The sequence below is a fragment of the Streptomyces sp. NPDC001903 genome (assembly GCF_042891345.1).
Classification (GTDB): Bacteria; Actinomycetota; Actinomycetes; order Streptomycetales; family Streptomycetaceae; genus Streptomyces.
In genome coordinates, this window is record NZ_JBIASZ010000012.1 from 278,971 (window position 1) to 296,373 (window position 17,403).

Here is a 17,403-nt window from a genome sequence, read left to right on the forward strand (position 1 = left end):
TCACAGGCCTGCCAGGGCAAGGATCCGGTGCATGTCCGCGGATGGCAGATTGGGGTTTCCGGCTGCGGCGGTCGCGACGGACTCGGACGAATCGGCCAGCAGCCGCGTCAGATCCTGCGCCGGAAGCCGGGAATGGGTCGCTGCCAGGCGGCGCACTGCGTAATCGGCGTCGGCCGCAAGACGACGTACGGATTCCACCGGCAAGTCGGGGTCACGCGTGGCCAGCTGCCTCATCCTCGGGTCGGGATCGGTCGCCAGACGTCGAAGAACGTCCGCCGGGAGGGGTAAGTCGTCGGCCGGGCGCCACAGGACCCTCTTGTCCGGGCGGTAGCCGCGGTCGATGCGCTCGGCGATCGTGGGATCGATCTGGTCGCGCGCGTGCAGGGCCATCGTCGTGCGGACGCTGCTCTCCTCGTCGTCGAGTAGCCGGCCCACGGCCGGTGCGGGGAGGTGGTCGGACATCGCGGCCGATGCACGGAAGCAGGCGTACGGCGAGTCGACGTGGGGCAGGGGGTCAGCGGTCACCCACGGCAGGCGCAGTCCTCGAAGTTCCGCACGCGCCATCTCGCCCATGAATTCGCGTTCGACGGCGTCGTCGTCCAGGTCTTGGTGGTTCAGGAGCCAGTCCCGCGCAGGTACGTCCGCCAGGATCTGTGTATGGATCGCGGCGCGGGTCGCCGCCGGGGTGTCCTGCTGGGCGAAGACACGGAGGGTGACCCTCGGATCGGGATCTCCGGCGAGCTTGTCGCGCAACGCCGCCGGGAGGTGGGGATGCTCCGCGAGTTCCCTGCGTACCTCGTCGTCGGGATCGTCGGCCAGCCATCGGGCGGTATCGGTGCCCAGCGTGCAGTGGCGTACCGCCCCGGCTCGCGTGACCGGGTCGGCCAGCAGCGCCGGGACCAGGTCGGCCGGCGGTACCGGGTGCGGAATCCGGCGAAAGTAGGTCGCACAGGCACCTGCGCGTACCGAGGCGTCGGGATCCGTCAGCAGGAGCCGGCGCACCGGTTCGGGTGCCTGCGTCCACCATTGGGCAAGCGTCGCCCTGACCTTCGGCTCCGGATCAACCGCCAGCCGGGCGCGCAGATCCGCCGACAGGTGATCGCTGTGCGCCAGCTGTTCGCGTACCTTCGGGTCGGCGTCGTCGAGCAACCGCTCGAACAGCTCTCGTGGCGCATCGCCCGCGGCAACAGCAACAGCCGTGCGTATGCAGGGATCCGGGTGCTCGGCGAGTCTCATCCGGAAGGCATGCGGGAGGCTGCGGTTGAGGGCGAGCGAGTGGGTGAGCCAGTGAGCACCCGTGGCAATGATCTCGGCGATCATGTCGTCGCTCAGGTCCGGCCGCTTGGCCACCCTGCCCAGCCCTTTGCGGTAGGCGAAGAGGCGACGCACGAGCCCAGGCGGCAGAGCGGGGTTCCCCGCAAGTGCCTCCACGACCTTGTCGAGATGGACCGGCGGCGATGTGGCGTCCGACATGGCAAGCGACCCCCTGTGCCTCGATGGCCTGACCACCGAGTCTCCCACGCACGATCGTTGGAGATCGGGCGAAGCCGCTGCGGCTGTCGGCGACGACAGGGGGCTGGATGTACTCGTGGCCGAGAAGTACCGGCAACCATTCCGGTGCGGCGCAGGTCCTCCATACCAGGCCCCGTACCGGGGGCACGCGAGGGCGGAGGGGTGCCATGGGGATCCGCAAGGCAGCGAAAGGCGTAAGCGAATTCCTGATCGAGACGGTCGGAGAAGTCGTGGGCGAGGCGATCCTCAGCCTGCTCGCCTGCGCCCTGCTCGCCGGACTGGCCGCGGTCGCCTACCTGAGCTGGACCTTCAGCCCACGACTGACGATCGCGGCGGCCGGACTGGCAAGCCTCTTCCTTGCCCACGGCGCTTGGCGGAGCTACCGCGCCCCCGCGAAGGGGCGCGGCCGGGGCCTCGCGGCCGTGACCACGGCCGGCTTCACCCTCGTCGCGGGGACGGCCCTCTTCCTGCTCGTCTACGGCACAGGCTGCGACTGCCTGTGAAGAGGCGGCGTGACGGCGTCGAAGGTCACGCAGAACCCTCGGCGGTTCCACCCGGCGCTCGGCCTCGAGGCACCCCGACCGACGACAAAAGGGGGTTCACCGGCTCCACCCGGTCTGTGCATGATTCCCACCGTGCATGTCGACAAAGAGCATCACCGGCAGGGACGGTACTCGCTGACGGACACGGGCAGCGGCCATGTCTGGGGCGTCTGCGACGAGGCGGAGGGATTGTTCCGGGAATCCCTGCGCGGAACGTACGAACTGTTCGGCTGGGTTCCGGACGGAGCCGAGGTGCGCGGCTGGGTGGGCAGTCGGGTGTGGCTGGTGCCCGAGGACAGGACGCTCGGTCCCTGGCTACTGGAGGACGCGGAGAGCCTCGGACGGTACCGGGTCCTGCTCACCGGTCTGGACGACCGCCAAGGACCGCCCGAGGGATACCGGGCTCCCGTCCGGCTGCACGACGGGTACCGGTGGCTGGGCTCCTGCGGGGAGTTCGCCCGCGTCCTGCCGCCCGAGCAGGCAGAGCCTCCGCTCGTCCTGCGGGGGCTCGCGCCGGGTGATCGGCTGCGGCGGGCACTGGCGAGGGGCACCCGCCGCGCGCTGGACCTGGAGGAGGCCTGGCTGGAGATACGGGACGACCGGGGCGAGCCGCTCACCGACCGGCTGCTGCGGCCGAAAGTCCGTACGTGGCGCACTTCCTCCCGCAGGCCCGACCTGATCGATCTGGAGCTCGACACCGACCTCGCCCCCGTACCGGGATACGCCCGGCCCGTCTGGGAGCGCTGGCTCGCCGGCCCGCCGGGCGGCCCCGGCGCCTGGACCGGCCTCGAGACTCGCCGGCGCGGGGCCTGGCTCGATCTCGTCCGGGAACGGGGCTGTCGCCTCGAACGCCAGGACCGGGAGGCCGGCCACCCGTACGAGCTGGACGGTCGGCACATCACCGACGAACCCGGCTTCTACCTGGCACTCGGCGAGGCCGTCAACGGGCCAGGCGGCGGCTGCCTGGACGCCCTCGTGGACTGCCTGCGCGGCAACTTCGGCTGCACCGCCCCCGCAACCCTGGTCTGGCAGGACGCTGCGATCGCGCGCCAGCATCTGTCGCAGGTGCTGACGCCGGCGGGCGAGAGGTACGACCTGGTCGCCCTGGTGCTCGAAGTCCTGGTCGAGGGCGGGATGCAGGTGACCTTCGCGTGAGTTGGCCACTCTGCCGCGGGTGACTCGACGCTGCTGGAGCGAACCCGTCTGACGCTCCTCAACACCATTGCGCGGTGGCGTGGAGGGTTCCGAGGAGGGTGAGCGCCTGGGCGCTGGGGGTGGCGGGTTCGGCCTGGTAGACGACGAGTTGCTGGCCCGGTGCCTCACGTACGTCGAAGGCCTGGTAGGTGAGGGTCAGGGGGCCGACGTCGGGGTGGAGGAAGTCCTTGGCATCCGAGGTCTTGCCCCGCACGGCATGGGCGTTCCACAGGCGGGTGAAGTCCGCACTGTGCTCGGTGAGGTCGCGGACGAGGCTGCGCAGGCGCGGGCTGTCGGGCTCGAGGCCGGCCGCCTGGCGCAGGTGGGCCACGACGGTTTGCGCCGTGTAGCCCCACCGGGCGTGGAAATGCCGTCCCGCCGGGTCGAGGAAGACCATGCGGGCGAGGTTGTCCGCCGGCTCGAAGGGCGAGTACAGGGCCCGGGCGAGGGCGTTCGCCGCGAGGATGTCCAGCGCCCGGTTGATGACGAACGCCGGGGCGCCCGGGTAGCCGTCGAGCAGTTGGCGCAGGGCGGGGCTGATGTGGTCCGGGGCAGTGGGCGTGAGCGGGACGGGCGATGCGGTCCCGGCCAGTTGGTGCAGGTGCGCGCAGGCGTCGGGGTCCAGGCGCAGGGCGCGGCCGAGGGCGTCGAGCACCTGGGCCGAGGGGTGGCGTTCACGTCCCTGTTCCAGGCGCGTGTAGTAGTCCGCGTTCACACCGGCCAAGACCGCGACCTCCTCCCGGCGCAGTCCGGCGACCCTGCGCACGCCGTGGTCGGGCATGCCGACGTCTCTCGGGCGCACGCCCGCTCGGCGGGCGCGGAGGAATTCTCCCAGCTGGTTGTCGGGCATGCATTCAGGCTAGGCGATGGCGGCGAGGTGCTGCCTGGGTGCGGTGCACCCAGGCAGCACCCGCCCTGGCCGGTGTGCCGCGGCCTGCCCAGACTCGGCGGTGTGAGCGGGGCGAACTCTCCTGAGTCCGCCGACATTTACCCCCTGCTCCGCTGAGAGGAAAACAGGAATGACAGACGCAGCCAAGGTCGTGGCGATCACCGGAGCGAGCAGCGGCATCGGGGAGGCGACCGCCCGCCGGCTCGCCGCCGACGGGCACCAGGTGTTCCTCGGCGCGCGCCGAACCGGCCGCCTCGAAGCGCTGACCCGCGAGATCACCGCCGCCGGCGGTGCCGCAGACTTCCGCCGGCTGGACGTCACGGACGCCGCCGATGTGAGCGCCTTCGTCTCCGCGGCCCGCGAGCGCTACGGCCGCGTGGACGTGATGGTCAACAACGCGGGCGTGATGCCGCTCTCGCCGCTGGACGCGCTGCGGGTGGAGGAATGGGACCGGATGATCGACGTGAACGTGCGCGGTGTCTTGTACGGGATCGCCGCCGCCCTGCCCGTCATGCGCGCCCAGGGCGGCGGGCACTTCGTGAACATCGCCTCCGTCGGCGCGTACGAGGTCGTCCCGACGGCCGCCGTCTACTGCGCCGGCCAGTTCGCCGTCCGCGCGATCTCCGAGGGGCTCCGCCAGGAGTCCCGGGACGGCAGCATCCGCGTCACTCTCGTCTCCCCGGGCGTGACCGAGTCCGAGCTCGCCGACTCCATCGGCGACCCCGCCGCCAGGGAAGCCATGAAGGCCTACCGGGCGGAGGCGCTGCCCGCCTCCGCCGTCGCCGGGGCCATCTCGTACGCCGTCTCCCAGCCGGAGCGGGTCGACGTCAACGAGATCGTGGTCCGGCCCGCGGCGAGTGCCCAATGACCGATGCGCACGGACTCCGGGAGCTCGGCCGGCCGCCCTGGTGCCGTCGTCGCGGGCTTCATGGGGAACGCCCGACCACGCCCGGCGGAAGGCGAGGGGAAGGGGAAGGGGAAGGGGAGGGCGGAACGACTAGCCGATGCCGCCGAACAGTCGCACGACCCCGATTGCGCTTGCCTTCATCTCCTCCGTGATCGGGTCGCCGACTCCCGACCGGGCGAGCTGCTCGATGCCCGCCAGGCCGCCACCCGAGACGAAGAGATTGGTCGCGTCGACGAACTCGGCATCGGCACCACGGCTGATGGGCCCGTCCGACACCTGGGCGAAGTCAGTCATATTCTGCTGTTCCTTTCGTGCGCGCTGACGCGCGAATCGCGCCACCACCACTACCGGTTCCCGGGCGGCACCGACGGCCAAGCATTCGTCAGCCGCTTGGCCCTTCCGGCCCAGGACCGGAACCAGGGATGGAGCACCGGCCGACCTTCCCACGCTGTAGCGCCCCCTGTCCGCCCACGGAGGTGTCCGGACCTGAATGAGGGGCAGGTGGGCCACATGACTGATGAACGAGAAGCCCATGCGCCCCGGACACCCGAACCGGAGCTGCCCCCCAAGGTTCCCGAGGGTGAAGACGCCATCACTCCGGACCTCCCCCCTCTGGACCCTCCGGCGCCCGGCCTGCGGACGGTCAAGGGTTCGGAGGGTGAGGAGAACGAACCGAAGACCGGGAATGAGCACAAGACCGAGAACCCCGCGCCTCAGGAGCCCACGGACTGAGGCCCCGTATCAGGCCGGAGGCAGGTCCCTCGGAGGGTGGTGGCCGGGGCCTGTCGGTCGGCCGCCCAGTGGGGTGGGTGAGAGACCGGCCGGATCCTCGCCGGCCTCCAAGAGGGTGTCCGCGGCTCCGACGATCAGAGGGTCGGGGCGGGCGACCGCCTCTTCGTCCCTGCTGGCGTAGTCGATCTGCCACAGCAGACTGCGGATGGCCTCCAGCCGGGCGCGACGCTTGTCGTTGCTCTTGACGACGGTCCAGGGCGCATGGGCGGTGTCGGTGGCCCGGAACATCTCGACCTTGGCGGTGGTGTAGGCGTCCCACAGGTCCAGCGACGCCAGGTCGGTGGGAGAAAGCTTCCACTGCCGCACGGGATCGACCTGACGGATCGCGAAGCGGGTGCGCTGCTCGGCTCGGGACACCGAGAACCAGAACTTGATCAGCAGTACGCCGTCCTCGACGAGCATGGCCTCGAAGGTGGGGCACTGGTGCAGGAAGCGGTGGCATTCCTCCTCGGTGCAAAAGCCCATGACCTTCTCCACGCCGGCGCGGTTGTACCAGGAGCGGTCGAAGAAGACGGTCTCTCCGCGGTTGGGGAGGTGCGCGACGTAGCGCTGGAAGTACCACTGGCCCGATTCGCGCTGGTCCGGTTTGTCGAGCGCCACGATGCGGGCTCCGCGAGGGTTGAGACGCTCGGTGAAACGCTGGATGGTGCCACCCTTGCCCGCCGCGTCGCGGCCTTCGCATATCACCACCACACGCGCTCCGGTGTCCTTGACCCAGCGCTGCAGCTTGAGCAGCTCGATCTGCAGGATCCGCTTGGCACGCTCGTACTCGGCCCGCCGGATCTTGCGGTCGTACGGGTAGTTCTCCCGCCAGGTCTGTATCGGTTCGCCGGCCCCGTCGAGGAGCACCGGCTGCTCCGGCCGGCTCGCGTCCACGCTCAAGCCGATCAGCAGCGCTTCTTGCGGTTCCAGGCCGCGCCCCTGCTCGCTCACACCCCGCTTATACCCCCGCCTCACCAGTCACTCCCCTGCGCCCCAGGGCCGGGGCACCGGCCGGGGAGACGTCCTGCGGATGCCGGTCGGCCCGGTGTCGACGGCTCCCGAGTGGGCACACGCGGTTGCATGACTCTGTTGCTGCTGTTCCTGCTGCCTCTCGGGCTGGCCCTCGTGCTGCTGACGACCAGCGAACCGCACAAGCACGGCCGGCACCGCCACACCCGATGACTGCCCGCCCCCGCCGCCGGACCGGCTAGAGCCCGTCTCTTGAATCCACGGCGGACGCGGCCGGGGCGGCGGGCGTGGCGTCGGGATTTGTGCGGGTTGTCGGGTGATGATGGCGCGGTGCGACTTGATCACGTGTCCTATGCGGTGGCCCGCGACAGCTTCGTCTCGACCGTCCAGTGGATCGGATCGGCCCTCGGCGCCGGGTTCGTCGACGGTGGCGTGCACCCGCGATTCGGCACCCGCAATTTCATCCTCCCGCTGAGCGGCGGCACCTACGTCGAGGTCGTCACCACACTCGACCACCCCGCCGCCGACCGCGCACCCTTCGGCCAGGCGGTCGCGCGCCGCGCCGCCGAGGGCGGCGGCTGGCTCGGTTGGGTGGTCTCCGTCGACGACATCGCCCCCGTCGAGGCCCGCCTCGGCCGCACCTCGGCCGAGGGCCACCGTGTCCGCCCCGACGGGTTCGACCTGAGGTGGAAGCAGATCGGCCTGCTGGAACTGCTGGACGACCCGCAACTGCCCTACTTCCTGCAGTGGTTGGTACCGACCGAGGAGCGCCCGAGCGCCGACCCTCGCACCTCCACCACCATCCACGGGGTCTCCATCGCCGGCGACGCCGCCTCCATCGCCGAATTCCTCGGCGAACCGGCCGACCACCCCCTCGACCAGATCGACGTCACCTGGGTCGAGGACGAGGAACCCGGCCTGGTCTCGGTCGAGTTCGCCACAGCCAACGGCCCGGTCACGATCTGATTGGAGCTCGCCCGTCTCGGTGACGGGTTTCGTGGCGAACTCCAGCTGCTCCTTATGCAGTTCTCCTCGAGCTCGTGGTCCCGTCGACCGCTCACTAGGGACGCTGCCAGGCGGACCGCTTCGCATGTCGCCGCCCGTGGACCGATCCGTCAGATGCCTCGCACCTGCCCTCCCTCCCTCGGCCATGCCGCCTCGTACGTATGGCACGGCGTGCGCACGTTCGGTGAGCGGCGGCGGGAGGGGTAGACGCATGGGACAGAGCAGAAATCCGGCGCGGCGACCAGCCGGGCCGCTGACGAGAGGATGCCAGGGCCATGGTGGAGAAGAACACCACGCGGATCAGCCAGCCGACCCGCCGAAAGGCGGCCCTCATCACCGACCAGCTGACCGGCTCGTCCGGAGGCGGCCTTCCCCCGGCGGGCGGCGCCGTGGCGGCGGTGCCGTCGATGCTCCCCCTGAGTGCCCTGCTGATCGCGGCCGTCGGTGTGGCCGCGTTCCTCTTATGGCGTGGCAGGAAGCATCACTGAGGAGCGGATTCCCCCCCCCCGCTGCCACCGCGTGCAAAACCGGGAGTGAATCCGCCCCGCGATCGCGCTGCGAGAGGTCGCGGCCCGGCGGCGCCCACGACGAGGCTGGGGCCCACGCCGCGTAACGCCGCCTCCACTCCCGGTGACCGGCTCGCCCGGCACGCATGGTGGACGCGATCCCGGGGAGACGCCCCGCATGGAAACCAACACTCCTGATCCCCGTTCCCGTGCCGCCCCCGGCCTCCAGAGCCGAGTGCTGGTCCCGCCCGGCGAGACGCCGGCCGCCGAATCCGGCACCGGCCCCGCCACCGGGCCGTACCGCCCGATCGTGCGTGGCTGGGGCATGGGGCCCCTCACGCTGATCATCGCGCTCGCGGTGATCGTCGCCCTGTTCTTCCTCGCGTACGGCATTGTGGTTGCCCTCTGAAAGGAATCCGTGATGACCGGCTCGGAAGTCACGGTCGTCCTCGGCGACTGCGCCGAGGCCGACGCGCTGACCGTTCTCGCCGTCCTGGGCGAAGCGTTCCCCTCGGCCCAAACACAAGAGACGGGTGCGGGCGGCGCCGCGCACACGGTGTGGACGTCCGTGTTCGACACGGACGTCCGTGCGGCGGAACCGTACGCGGGCGCCGCGGCCGGGCCGGTGCGCCTCGGCCGGCCGGTGACCGTGGAAGCGCAGGGCGGCTACGTGGCCGTGGACCGGCTGCTCGCACGCCTCGGAGCGGACTTCGCCATCGACGGGCAGGGTACGGCCGCCGGCGACCAGGAGAAGGACGTGCACCTGACGCTCCGGTCACGGGCCGCGTGAACCGGAGCCGGAATCCGGAACCGTAACCGGAACCGGGAACCGCCTGTGCCCGCTCCGGCCCGCCACCGCCGAGGACCGCCCCAGGAGGTGGGGAAATGGCGCAGAAGAAGCGTCGGATCGTGGTGGTTCGGCATGCCAAGGCCGTACCCAAGCACATCAAGGACGACATCGACCGGGAGCTCGTCGACCGGGGGCGTCATGATGCCGCACAGGCCGGGCGCCGACTCGCGCGATCCGGCGTCGGGATCGACCTGGCCCTGTGTTCTCCGGCGCTGCGCACCCGACAGACGTGGCAGCTGATGCTGCCGGAGCTGTCGGCGCCCCCGACGACGGTCTACGAGGACCGGCTCTACCACGCCGATACCGACGACCTGCTCCGTCTCGTGGCGGGGACCTCCTCCGGGCTGACCGGACTCGTCGTGGTGGGACACAACCCGGGTGTCCGCGAGCTGGTGACGCGTCTGTGCGGCGACGGTCCGGAGCAGCTCGCGCAGCGCGTGCACTCCGGCTTCCCCAAATCGGCCTACGCCGTCCTGACCATGGCGGGCGACTGGGAAGAGGCCGACTCGGGCACTGCGCGCCTGGACGCGTTCTGGGCGCCGGGCGACGACTGAGGTTCGTACCCGACGTGCGCGCGCCGCACCGGGGACGGACGTGGCATGCTCAGGGGGTGAAGGGCGATGCCGCGGGTGAACGCGCCGCACCCGAGGTGCTGGCGCTCGCCAAGGTGGTGGCCAGGCTGCGATCGGAAATCGTGGACCTGGAAGGCGTTGCCGCGACCACGGCCGTCGTCGAGCGGGCCAAGGGCGTCCTGATGGCCCAGGCGGGCGTATCTGCCGACACGGCCTACGAAATGCTGCTCGGCCGCGCCGCCGAGCGGGGCCACACCCTGCTGGAGGAGTGCTGGATCCTGCTGGGGCGGCTGCGCTCGCGCCCGCCGCCCTGGCCTGCGCCTGCGCCCGCCGACCCGGCTCCCGACCCGCCCGCCACCCCGCTCTCGGGGAACGAGCCTGCCGCCCCCGCCACCGCCCCCGGTGCCGGAGGCCCCCTCGTGGGCGGCGCCGCGCTGCGCCCGCTCCTGGCCCGGCTCGCCGATCGCCTGACGACGGCCCACTGCGGCGATGACGTCGCGGAGCTGCTCCGGACCGTGCTCGGCACGGACTCCGGGGTGGACGCGGTGATGATCTACTCGCTGACCGCCGCGGGGAGCCTGGAGCTGACCGGTCGGGCCGGCATCGACGAGGAGCTGGCCGAGCAGTGGCACCACGTACCCCCGCTCAGTGGCATCGCCGCCCACGAAGCCATCGCCGGGGGGCGCGCCCTATGGCTGGAGGACCCGGCCGAGGACGCCCGCCGCTACCTGCTCATCGGGGAGCCGCCGCAGCGGTGGCCCTCGCGCGCCTGGCTCCCCGTACCCGCGAACGGGACCCCGACGGCCGCCATCGGCTTCATGCGGACGCGGCCCGGGCCCTTCGCGGCGGCCACCCGGGCGCTGCTGCGGCAGGCGGCCCGGTTGTGCGCGGTCCCGCTGGGGTTGCCGGAGCGGCCACGCGACGCCGATGCCGCCGATGCCCCCGGCGCCGGCGGGGCTCAGGGCGGCGTGGACGTGACGTCCGTCCAGCGGATGCTGGACGCACTGGCCGGACCCGCCATCCTGCTCACCCCGCTGCGCTCGAAAGCGGGCGAGGTGGAGGACTACCGCATCGACGCGGCGGCGCCCGAGTCGGTGGACGTGGCCGGGCGGCGCGGCAAGGAGCTCGTGGGCCGCCGGATCCTGGAGGCCTACCCGACCGTGGTGGGCACCGCCCTGTGGGAGGGCTATCTGGAGACCCTCACCACGGGGACCGGGTACGTGGGAGAACCGTTCACCTACGAAGAGGTGGTCGCCGGCATCCCGCGGCAGTCCGTCTACTCGGTGCGGGCATCCCGGCTGGGAGACCGCCTGCTCGTGTCGTGGGTCAGCCACGACACGAGCGAGCGCGAGGCGCGCCGACTGGCCGACATCCAGCGGCTGGGCACCCTGGGCTGGGCGGACTGGAACCTGGTGACGGGGGACGTCACCTGGTCCGATGAGCTGTACACCCTCTTCGGCCGCGACCCTCGGGACGGGCCGATGACATGGGAGGAGCTGCCGCAGCACCTCCTGCCCGACGATCTTCCGATGGTGAGCGCGGCCCTGCAGCGGCTGCTGGTGGACGGGGAGGCCGTCGACCAGCCCTTCCGGATCGCCACCGCGCACAGCGTGCGACACCTGCGGTTCGTGGCCGAGGCCCGGACCGACGCCGACGGCACCCCGGTGGAGGTACACGGCTACTTCCAGGACCTCAGCGCACAGCGCGGCGCCGAACTCGCCCTGCTCGAGAGCGAACGCGCCGTCCTGCTCCAGCGCGGCATGCTCCAGGCCGAACGGGCACTCGCCGCACGCCTCCAGGAGACCCTGCTGCCGATTCCCGAGCAGTCGATGGAACTGGCCGGTCTGTGCATCGACGTCGCCTACGTTCCGGCGGACCGGGGCATCAACGTCAGCGGCGACTGGTACAGCGCCATCGAACTGCCCGACGGCAGCGCCCTGTTCGTGGTGGGGGACGTGGCCGGTCATGGTCTGGCCGCCGTCGGCACGATGGCCCAGCTGCGGTTCACCGCCAAGGGCATGACGATCACCGGCTCCCCTCTGCCCGACGTTCTGCAGCGCCTCAACACCCTGCTGCTCCACACCGCGTCGGACCCGTCCGGGAGCGCCACGGCCACCATGGTCATGGCCCGGTACCAGCCCTGGGACCGGCGTCTGACCTGGGGCCGGGCGGGCCACCTGCCCCCCTTGCTGGTCCGCGGAGACCGCGCGGCCTTCCTCGAACAGCCGCGGGGCGCCCTGCTGGGCGCCACCTTCGGGACTTCGTACGGGCAAGCGGTCATCGACCTGGTACCGGGCGACCGCCTGCTGTTCTACACCGACGGGCTCGTGGAGAAACCGGGCGAGAGCCTGGACGTCGGGCTCGACTGGCTCGCCGCGGCCACCCTGCGTCTCCTGCGTGAGGGGCGCGGGGAAACCCTCGCACGGTCGCTCGCCGCGCTGCGCCCGGGCAACCGCGACGACATCTGCGTACTGGACATCCACGTGCCGGACGACCCGTGATCCGCCGCACCGGGCACACGCGCTTGCACGGCCGGCGCCCGGGTAGACGCAGTGCGCCCCGAAGAACTCGGACGGGGGAAGCCATGACGACCCCGGCGGTTCATGTGACCGGGCACGGCGAGAGGGTGTGTGCGTAATGCCGACGTCGAGCAGAGGCAGAGAGCGTTTCACCGTCGAGGCGAAGTCCCTTCCGGAGGCCACGGTTCTGATCACGGCGGGGGAACTCGACCACGACACCGTCGAGCCCCTGCGGCAGGCTCTGGACGCCGCCCAGCGGGACGGAGGACGACTGCTGGTCGATCTGAGCGGCCTGGATTTCTGCGACTCCACAGGACTCAACCTGTTGTTGAGCTGCCGCCTCGCGGTCCAGGAGACGGGTACGAGCCTCGAACTCGTCGGCCTGCACCCCCCGGTCTCACGCATGTTCCACATCACGGGAGCGGACCGGCTCTTCCCGGTCCACACCGATGTGGAAGCCGCACTGGCCCACCGGCAGCGCTCGTAACGGAGCTGACCCACGCCTCGCGCCCGACGGCCCCGCCCACCGACGACGCCCGGCGTGTCAGTCCTCGGTGGTGTAGCGGACCCGCGCCCACAGCGGCAGCGCGAACCAACAGCCCAGGTACCAGGCCAGTACGCCACCAACGAGCCACGGGACGAGAGCGTTGTGCGTCGCGACCCGCAGCACGAGCAGTAGCGCCGCGGTACAGGTGGCCAGCAGCAGGATCAGGCCCGTGAAGGTCAGGCGCGCGGCCCACACGACCGCCTCGGGTTTGATCCGCCGGCCCGAGACGATGCGGTGGAAGGCGACCGGCCCGATGAGCGCGCCCGTCGCGAGCGCGCCCAGCACGACGGTCACGATGTAGATCGTCTGGTCGGTCTTCGACAGTCCGTGGAAGGTGGGGGTGAAAACCACTGTGAGCAGGAATCCGAAGAGGATCTGAACGCCGGTCTGGGCGACGCGGATCTCCTGGATGAGCTCCTGCCACTGCCGATCCGCGCGCTCCTCCGCGGTCTCGCCCCGTCCTGCACCGCTGGCATCCGGCATGACGCCTCCCTCAAACGTGCCGTTGCCCCTCGCGCCTACCCCGGTGCCGTCCCCTCATGCTCCGGCGGGCGCCCGGAGGCCACCCCCCGCCGGGGGTTTCCGCCGCCGCAACCTGACCGATGTCGAAATCACCGGCCTCGACGGCGATGCATCGGACGTACGTTCATACGGCGCCCGGCTCCCCTGTTCGCCCTGTTCGCCTGGCCGGCGGAAGCAAATCCGTCCGCTCACACAACTGAGGCCCCCCATGAACACCTCACAGCACGCAAGGATCAGCCGCCAGCACCGCACGACACTGCGCTGGATCGTCGCCATCTGCACCATCACGCTGGTCTTCGACGGCTACGACCTGGTCGTCTACGGAACCGTGGTGCCCGATTTCCTGCGCGACCCGAGTCAGATCGGCCACCTCTCCGTCGCCCAGGCCGGCGCACTCGGCTCCTATGCGCTCATGGGCGTCATGGTCGGCGCACTGACCGCCGGAGCGGTCGGCGACCACATCGGGCGGCGGCGCATCATGATCGCGGGGATCATCTGGTTCTCCGTCGCCATGGGGCTGAGCGCATTCGCCACGAGCATCACCGTGTTCGGCGTCCTGCGGTTCCTCACCGGCATCGGGGTGGGCGCCCTGGTGGCCACCGCCGCCCCGCTGATCGCGGAGTTCGCACCGCCCCACCGCCGCAACGTCTACAACGCCATCGTCTACAGCGGCGTGCCCGTCGGCGGTGTCCTCGCGTCGATCATGGCCCTCCTCACGTCCGGCGGGGACAGCTGGCGCACCCTGTTCCTCTTCGGTGCCGCCCCCCTCCTGGTACTCCTGCCGGTCACCCTGCTGCACCTGCCCGAGTCTCCGAAGTGGCTGCTGGCGCGCGGGCAGACCGAGCGGGCCCACCTGCTCGCCGAGCGCATCGGAGTCCCCCTGAGCGGGCCGACACGGGCAGTGGAGGACAAGAAGGTCGGTTTCGCAGCTCTGGCGAGCCGCCGCTACGCCCTGCCCACGGTGCTGCTCGGCCTGATGAGCTGCTCCGGTCTTCTGCTCACGTACGCCCTGAACACGTGGCTGCCCGAAATCATGGGGCGGAGCGGCTTCGACAAGTCGTACGCGCTGGTCTTCCTGCTCGCCCTGAACGGCGGGGCGATCATCGGTGGGGTGCTCGCATCCCGTACCGCCGACCGGACCGGACCGCAGCGCGTGATCACGTCGACGTTCGTGCTGGCCGCCGTCTCCCTCACGCTTCTCACCCTGGGGCTGCCCCTCGGTGCTCTGCTGGCTCTGGTCGCGGTGGCCGGAATCGGCACGATCGGCACGCAGGTCCTGGTGTACGGCTTCGTCGCGAACTACTACGACACGCAGGCCCGAGCTGCCGGAGTGGCCTGGTGTGCCGGGTTCGGCCGGCTCGGCGGGATCGGCGGGCCGCTCGTCGGCGGCGCCCTCATCAGCGCCGGGGTCTCGCCGCACCACGCGTTCTACGCCTTCGCCGGCGTCGCCGTACTCGGCGCGCTGGTGACCCTCTTCGTTCCGCGCCAGAGCACCGTGGAGGAGGACGCCGTGTCCGACTCCCTACCCGACCGGTCCCCCGCCGACGCCGCCGGCGTGCTCGCCTATGAACCAACGCGCTGAGCTGCGGCGAAGTCTGACCGGGCGGGCCGGCGAGGTCGCCAAGCCGACCCGCCCGGCGGACGGCGCCCGCCGGACGCATCAGGCGCGGAACCGCACACCGCACAGGAACGTTCTTGCCGATCGGGTTTCGCGTGGAGCGTTCTTGGCGAAGTACTTCAACCATGGGCTTATCGCCGGTTGCCGGTCATCCCGCTGTCGCTGTCTTCCGTGAACCCCGAGGCGGGCGGTCGGTCCCCGCGCTCGGCGCGCGGGTCGATGCCGAGGCAAAGCGCACCGCGCGTGTGCTGGGCGGGTTGGCGACCCATGCCAGACCCGTCGAGCGGACGCTCGCCCTGCGGCAGGCCGCGGCGGCTGCCCGTGAGTTGGTGGCCGCGCTGTCGGCTCTGGCCCCGGCCGTGATCGGTGAGGGTCTGCCGGCGGAGTCGATCAGCCAATCGTTCTTCCGGGTCCGTGAAGGGGAACTGTCGGATCAGCAGGCCGCCCTGCACGGTGTCATGGTCGTCCACCGCGGTCTGGAAGACCTGTGTGAGGCTCCGCTGTCGGGCTCCGATCTGGCTCTGGAGGCGACCGGGATGCGGCAGGCGGTGCTCGACCTCACCGGCGCAGCGCCGGGCGCCGACCCGGACTCCATACCGCCGGTGGCCGTCCCCGAACCTGCTGCGGGGGCGTCGATGGAGAGCGTGTGGAGCGCCCGGTGGCTCATCGGGCACCAGGTCCATGTCCTGTTCAACATCTGCGCCGCGGTCGCCGTGGCCGACGCCACCCGCCACGTACGGCACGGCGACGGCGATGCCGCCCTGTCGCGGCTGGCGGATGCCACGGCGTACGTGCGGGGCTTCCCGGCGGCCATGACCCACGCGAGTACGGTCCCGGCCGACTACTACATGGCAGCGATACGCCACACCATGGCGCCGCCGTCGGTGGACGTCCCGCTGAGCGGGCGCCAGCATCGCGGATACAAGCTGTTCCGGGCCGCGATGAAGGACCTGTTGTCCGTGGTTCCGGACTCCTACGAGCAGTTGGCGGCCCGTGCCCCGGAGCTGGCCGAGGCACGGGGCGCGCTCCTGGAAGCGGACATCGTGGACGCTGAACGGCACGTCACGCTCGCCTACTCGATGGTGCATCTGCATCGTTCCATCGCTCAGCGACCGGACGGCCCCGACAACGCCGTCGCCGAACTAAGGCACATGCGCCATCGCCGCGCAGCCCAGTACGCCTCCCTGATCCGGTTCGGGGACCACTACGTCGCCGACGCCGTGGCCGGGCTGCGCCACTCGTGAACCGTTCCTGTCCGCCGCCCACACCTCCGGCAGGAGACCCTGATGCCCGAGACGACGCCCGGCACCACCCCATGCTCTGCCGGCGCCGCCGACTGGGCACTTGACCCGGCCGATGCCGGCGCGTGCGAGCGGCTGGCCCGCACCCTCTGCACTGGCGAGCCCGACCAGGTCGACGACCCCGAGTGGGTGGCCCACGCACGGGACGCCTGGGAGCACCTTCCGTTCCCGCTGCGCCGCGGGGTGCGCCGATTCCGACGGCATTCCGGCCCGCACGGCACCTTGGTGATCGGTGGCCTGCCCATCGGTCAGGCGGTCCTGCCCGCGACACCGTCCGTATCCGGCTCGGTCCAGCGCCGGGCCACCCTTTCGGCCGCGGTGCTCACCATGGTGGCCTGCGGGCTCGGCGAGCCGCTCGCCTACCGGGCCGAGAAGTCCGGCGCCCTCGTGCAGGACGTCGTGCCCGTGCCGGGGCAGGAGAGCTTCCACGGCAACGCCGGATCGGTTCCGCTGTCCTTCCACACCGAGAACGGATTCCACCCCCACCCACCCGACTATGTGGTCTTCCTGTGTCTGCGCGCCGACCACGACCGGATCGCCGGCATGCGCGTCGCCGGCATCCGCCAAGCCCTGCCGCTCCTCACCCCCGCCAGTCGTCAGACCCTGTTCGCTTCGGAGTTCATCACCACACCACCGCCTTCCTTCAGCCCCGACGCTGCAGCGGGCGAGCCCGACGTCGAGCCCCGACCGGTGCTGTCGGGAGCGGTCGAGGATCCGGACATACGGATGGCCCAACTCGTCACCACCCCGCTCACCCCCCGGGCCGCTGCGGCGCTGACCGAATTCGGCCGCGCCTGCGAGGCGACCGCGCGCACCCTGCGCCTGAATCCGGGCGAGCTGGTCATCATCGACAACCGCGTCACCGTCCACGGCCGCACCGCCTTCCAGCCCCGTTACGACGGAGCAGACCGATGGCTGCAACGCACCTACGTCACCACCGACCTGCGCCGCTCCCGCGATCACCGCCCCCACGACGGCCACGTACTCGCGCGCTGACCGGCGTCCGGTTCCACGGGCGCGCGTTCGCACACACGGTGTACGTCTTCCCCGCGCTGGGAACGGCACGGGCCGACGCCGTCGGGGCCTAGGGGGTGTCCGCAAAGTCCCGCCTGCCCCGCGGCGCCCGGCACGCGCTCTCGGCGCACCGGACGAAATCCCGAGTACGTCCAGTACACG

Annotated in this window: 18 protein-coding genes; 13 read left to right on the forward strand and 5 right to left on the reverse strand. The window is 71.3% G+C overall.

Features of this window, described 5'->3' with window-relative positions; translation table 11 throughout:
* Positions 1-1,473 carry a hypothetical protein gene (locus tag ACFYZS_RS26120; RefSeq protein WP_389017183.1) on the reverse strand — a complete coding sequence of 491 codons (1,473 nt, stop codon included), beginning with the start codon at positions 1,471-1,473 and terminating at the stop codon, positions 1-3.
* Between the two features lie 206 nt (positions 1,474-1,679).
* Here ACFYZS_RS26120 and ACFYZS_RS26125 point away from each other — a divergent pair, with 206 nt between their 5' ends.
* Positions 1,680-2,015 carry a lysine transporter LysE gene (locus ACFYZS_RS26125; RefSeq protein ID WP_389017186.1) on the forward strand — a complete coding sequence of 112 codons (336 nt, stop codon included), beginning with the start codon at positions 1,680-1,682 and terminating at the stop codon, positions 2,013-2,015.
* Positions 2,016-2,135: 120 nt separating this feature from the next.
* Positions 2,136-3,209: a barstar family protein gene (locus tag ACFYZS_RS26130; protein ID WP_389017189.1), complete on the forward strand. Its 1,074-nt coding sequence runs from the start codon at positions 2,136-2,138 to the stop codon at positions 3,207-3,209.
* A 58-nt stretch (positions 3,210-3,267) separates the two neighbouring features.
* Here ACFYZS_RS26130 and ACFYZS_RS26135 read toward each other — a convergent pair whose 3' ends face one another.
* On the reverse strand, positions 3,268-4,098 hold the full coding sequence (locus tag ACFYZS_RS26135) for a helix-turn-helix transcriptional regulator (RefSeq protein ID WP_389017192.1): 831 nt from the start codon (positions 4,096-4,098) through the stop codon (positions 3,268-3,270).
* Between the two features lie 169 nt (positions 4,099-4,267).
* On the opposite strand from ACFYZS_RS26135, the gene ACFYZS_RS26140 reads away from it, so the two are divergent.
* On the forward strand, positions 4,268-5,005 hold the full coding sequence (locus tag ACFYZS_RS26140) for an SDR family oxidoreductase (RefSeq protein ID WP_389017195.1): 738 nt from the start codon (positions 4,268-4,270) through the stop codon (positions 5,003-5,005).
* A gap of 129 nt (positions 5,006-5,134) precedes the next feature.
* On the opposite strand, the gene ACFYZS_RS26145 is transcribed toward ACFYZS_RS26140, so the two are convergent.
* Positions 5,135-5,338 carry a hypothetical protein gene (locus ACFYZS_RS26145; protein ID WP_389017198.1) on the reverse strand — a complete coding sequence of 68 codons (204 nt, stop codon included), beginning with the start codon at positions 5,336-5,338 and terminating at the stop codon, positions 5,135-5,137.
* Positions 5,339-5,785: 447 nt separating this feature from the next.
* Positions 5,786-6,769: a polyphosphate kinase 2 gene (gene ppk2 / locus ACFYZS_RS26150; protein ID WP_389017201.1), complete on the reverse strand. Its 984-nt coding sequence runs from the start codon at positions 6,767-6,769 to the stop codon at positions 5,786-5,788.
* A gap of 348 nt (positions 6,770-7,117) precedes the next feature.
* Between ppk2 and ACFYZS_RS26155 the strand changes: the two genes are divergently transcribed.
* From ACFYZS_RS26155 to ACFYZS_RS26185, 7 genes are all read left to right on the forward strand, one after another.
* Complete coding sequence (locus tag ACFYZS_RS26155) at positions 7,118-7,753, forward strand: VOC family protein (RefSeq protein ID WP_389017204.1); 636 nt, start codon at positions 7,118-7,120, stop codon at positions 7,751-7,753.
* A 314-nt stretch (positions 7,754-8,067) separates the two neighbouring features.
* Entirely contained in the window at positions 8,068-8,280 is a 213-nt protein-coding gene (locus ACFYZS_RS26160) for a hypothetical protein (RefSeq protein WP_389017207.1), read from the forward strand.
* 196 nt (positions 8,281-8,476) lie between these two features.
* Positions 8,477-8,707, forward strand: a complete 231-nt coding sequence (locus tag ACFYZS_RS26165) for a DUF6480 family protein (protein WP_389017210.1) — start codon at positions 8,477-8,479, stop codon at positions 8,705-8,707.
* Positions 8,708-8,719: 12 nt separating this feature from the next.
* Positions 8,720-9,088 (forward strand): hypothetical protein, encoded by a 369-nt coding sequence (locus ACFYZS_RS26170; protein ID WP_389017213.1) that lies wholly within the window; start codon positions 8,720-8,722, stop codon positions 9,086-9,088.
* A gap of 95 nt (positions 9,089-9,183) precedes the next feature.
* Positions 9,184-9,702, forward strand: a complete 519-nt coding sequence (locus tag ACFYZS_RS26175; protein WP_389017216.1) for a SixA phosphatase family protein — start codon at positions 9,184-9,186, stop codon at positions 9,700-9,702.
* A 56-nt stretch (positions 9,703-9,758) separates the two neighbouring features.
* Positions 9,759-12,221, forward strand: coding sequence for a SpoIIE family protein phosphatase (locus ACFYZS_RS26180; protein WP_389017219.1), 2,463 nt, complete (start codon positions 9,759-9,761; stop codon positions 12,219-12,221).
* 136 nt (positions 12,222-12,357) lie between these two features.
* Positions 12,358-12,726 (forward strand): STAS domain-containing protein, encoded by a 369-nt coding sequence (locus tag ACFYZS_RS26185; protein ID WP_389017222.1) that lies wholly within the window; start codon positions 12,358-12,360, stop codon positions 12,724-12,726.
* 57 nt (positions 12,727-12,783) lie between these two features.
* Here the strand turns inward: ACFYZS_RS26185 and ACFYZS_RS26190 are convergent, their stop codons facing one another.
* A complete protein-coding gene (locus ACFYZS_RS26190) occupies positions 12,784-13,269 on the reverse strand; it encodes a DUF6328 family protein (RefSeq protein ID WP_389017225.1) in 486 nt (161 codons plus the stop codon).
* Positions 13,270-13,516: 247 nt separating this feature from the next.
* Between ACFYZS_RS26190 and ACFYZS_RS26195 the strand changes: the two genes are divergently transcribed.
* The 3 genes from ACFYZS_RS26195 to ACFYZS_RS26205 all read left to right on the forward strand — a co-directional run bounded on the left by ACFYZS_RS26195 (position 13,517) and on the right by ACFYZS_RS26205 (position 17,223).
* Positions 13,517-14,890, forward strand: coding sequence for an MFS transporter (locus tag ACFYZS_RS26195; protein WP_389017228.1), 1,374 nt, complete (start codon positions 13,517-13,519; stop codon positions 14,888-14,890).
* 293 nt (positions 14,891-15,183) lie between these two features.
* Positions 15,184-16,170, forward strand: a complete 987-nt coding sequence (locus tag ACFYZS_RS26200) for a hypothetical protein (RefSeq protein ID WP_389017231.1) — start codon at positions 15,184-15,186, stop codon at positions 16,168-16,170.
* A 42-nt stretch (positions 16,171-16,212) separates the two neighbouring features.
* Positions 16,213-17,223: a TauD/TfdA family dioxygenase gene (locus ACFYZS_RS26205; RefSeq protein WP_389017234.1), complete on the forward strand. Its 1,011-nt coding sequence runs from the start codon at positions 16,213-16,215 to the stop codon at positions 17,221-17,223.
* Positions 17,224-17,403 lie beyond the last annotated feature (180 nt).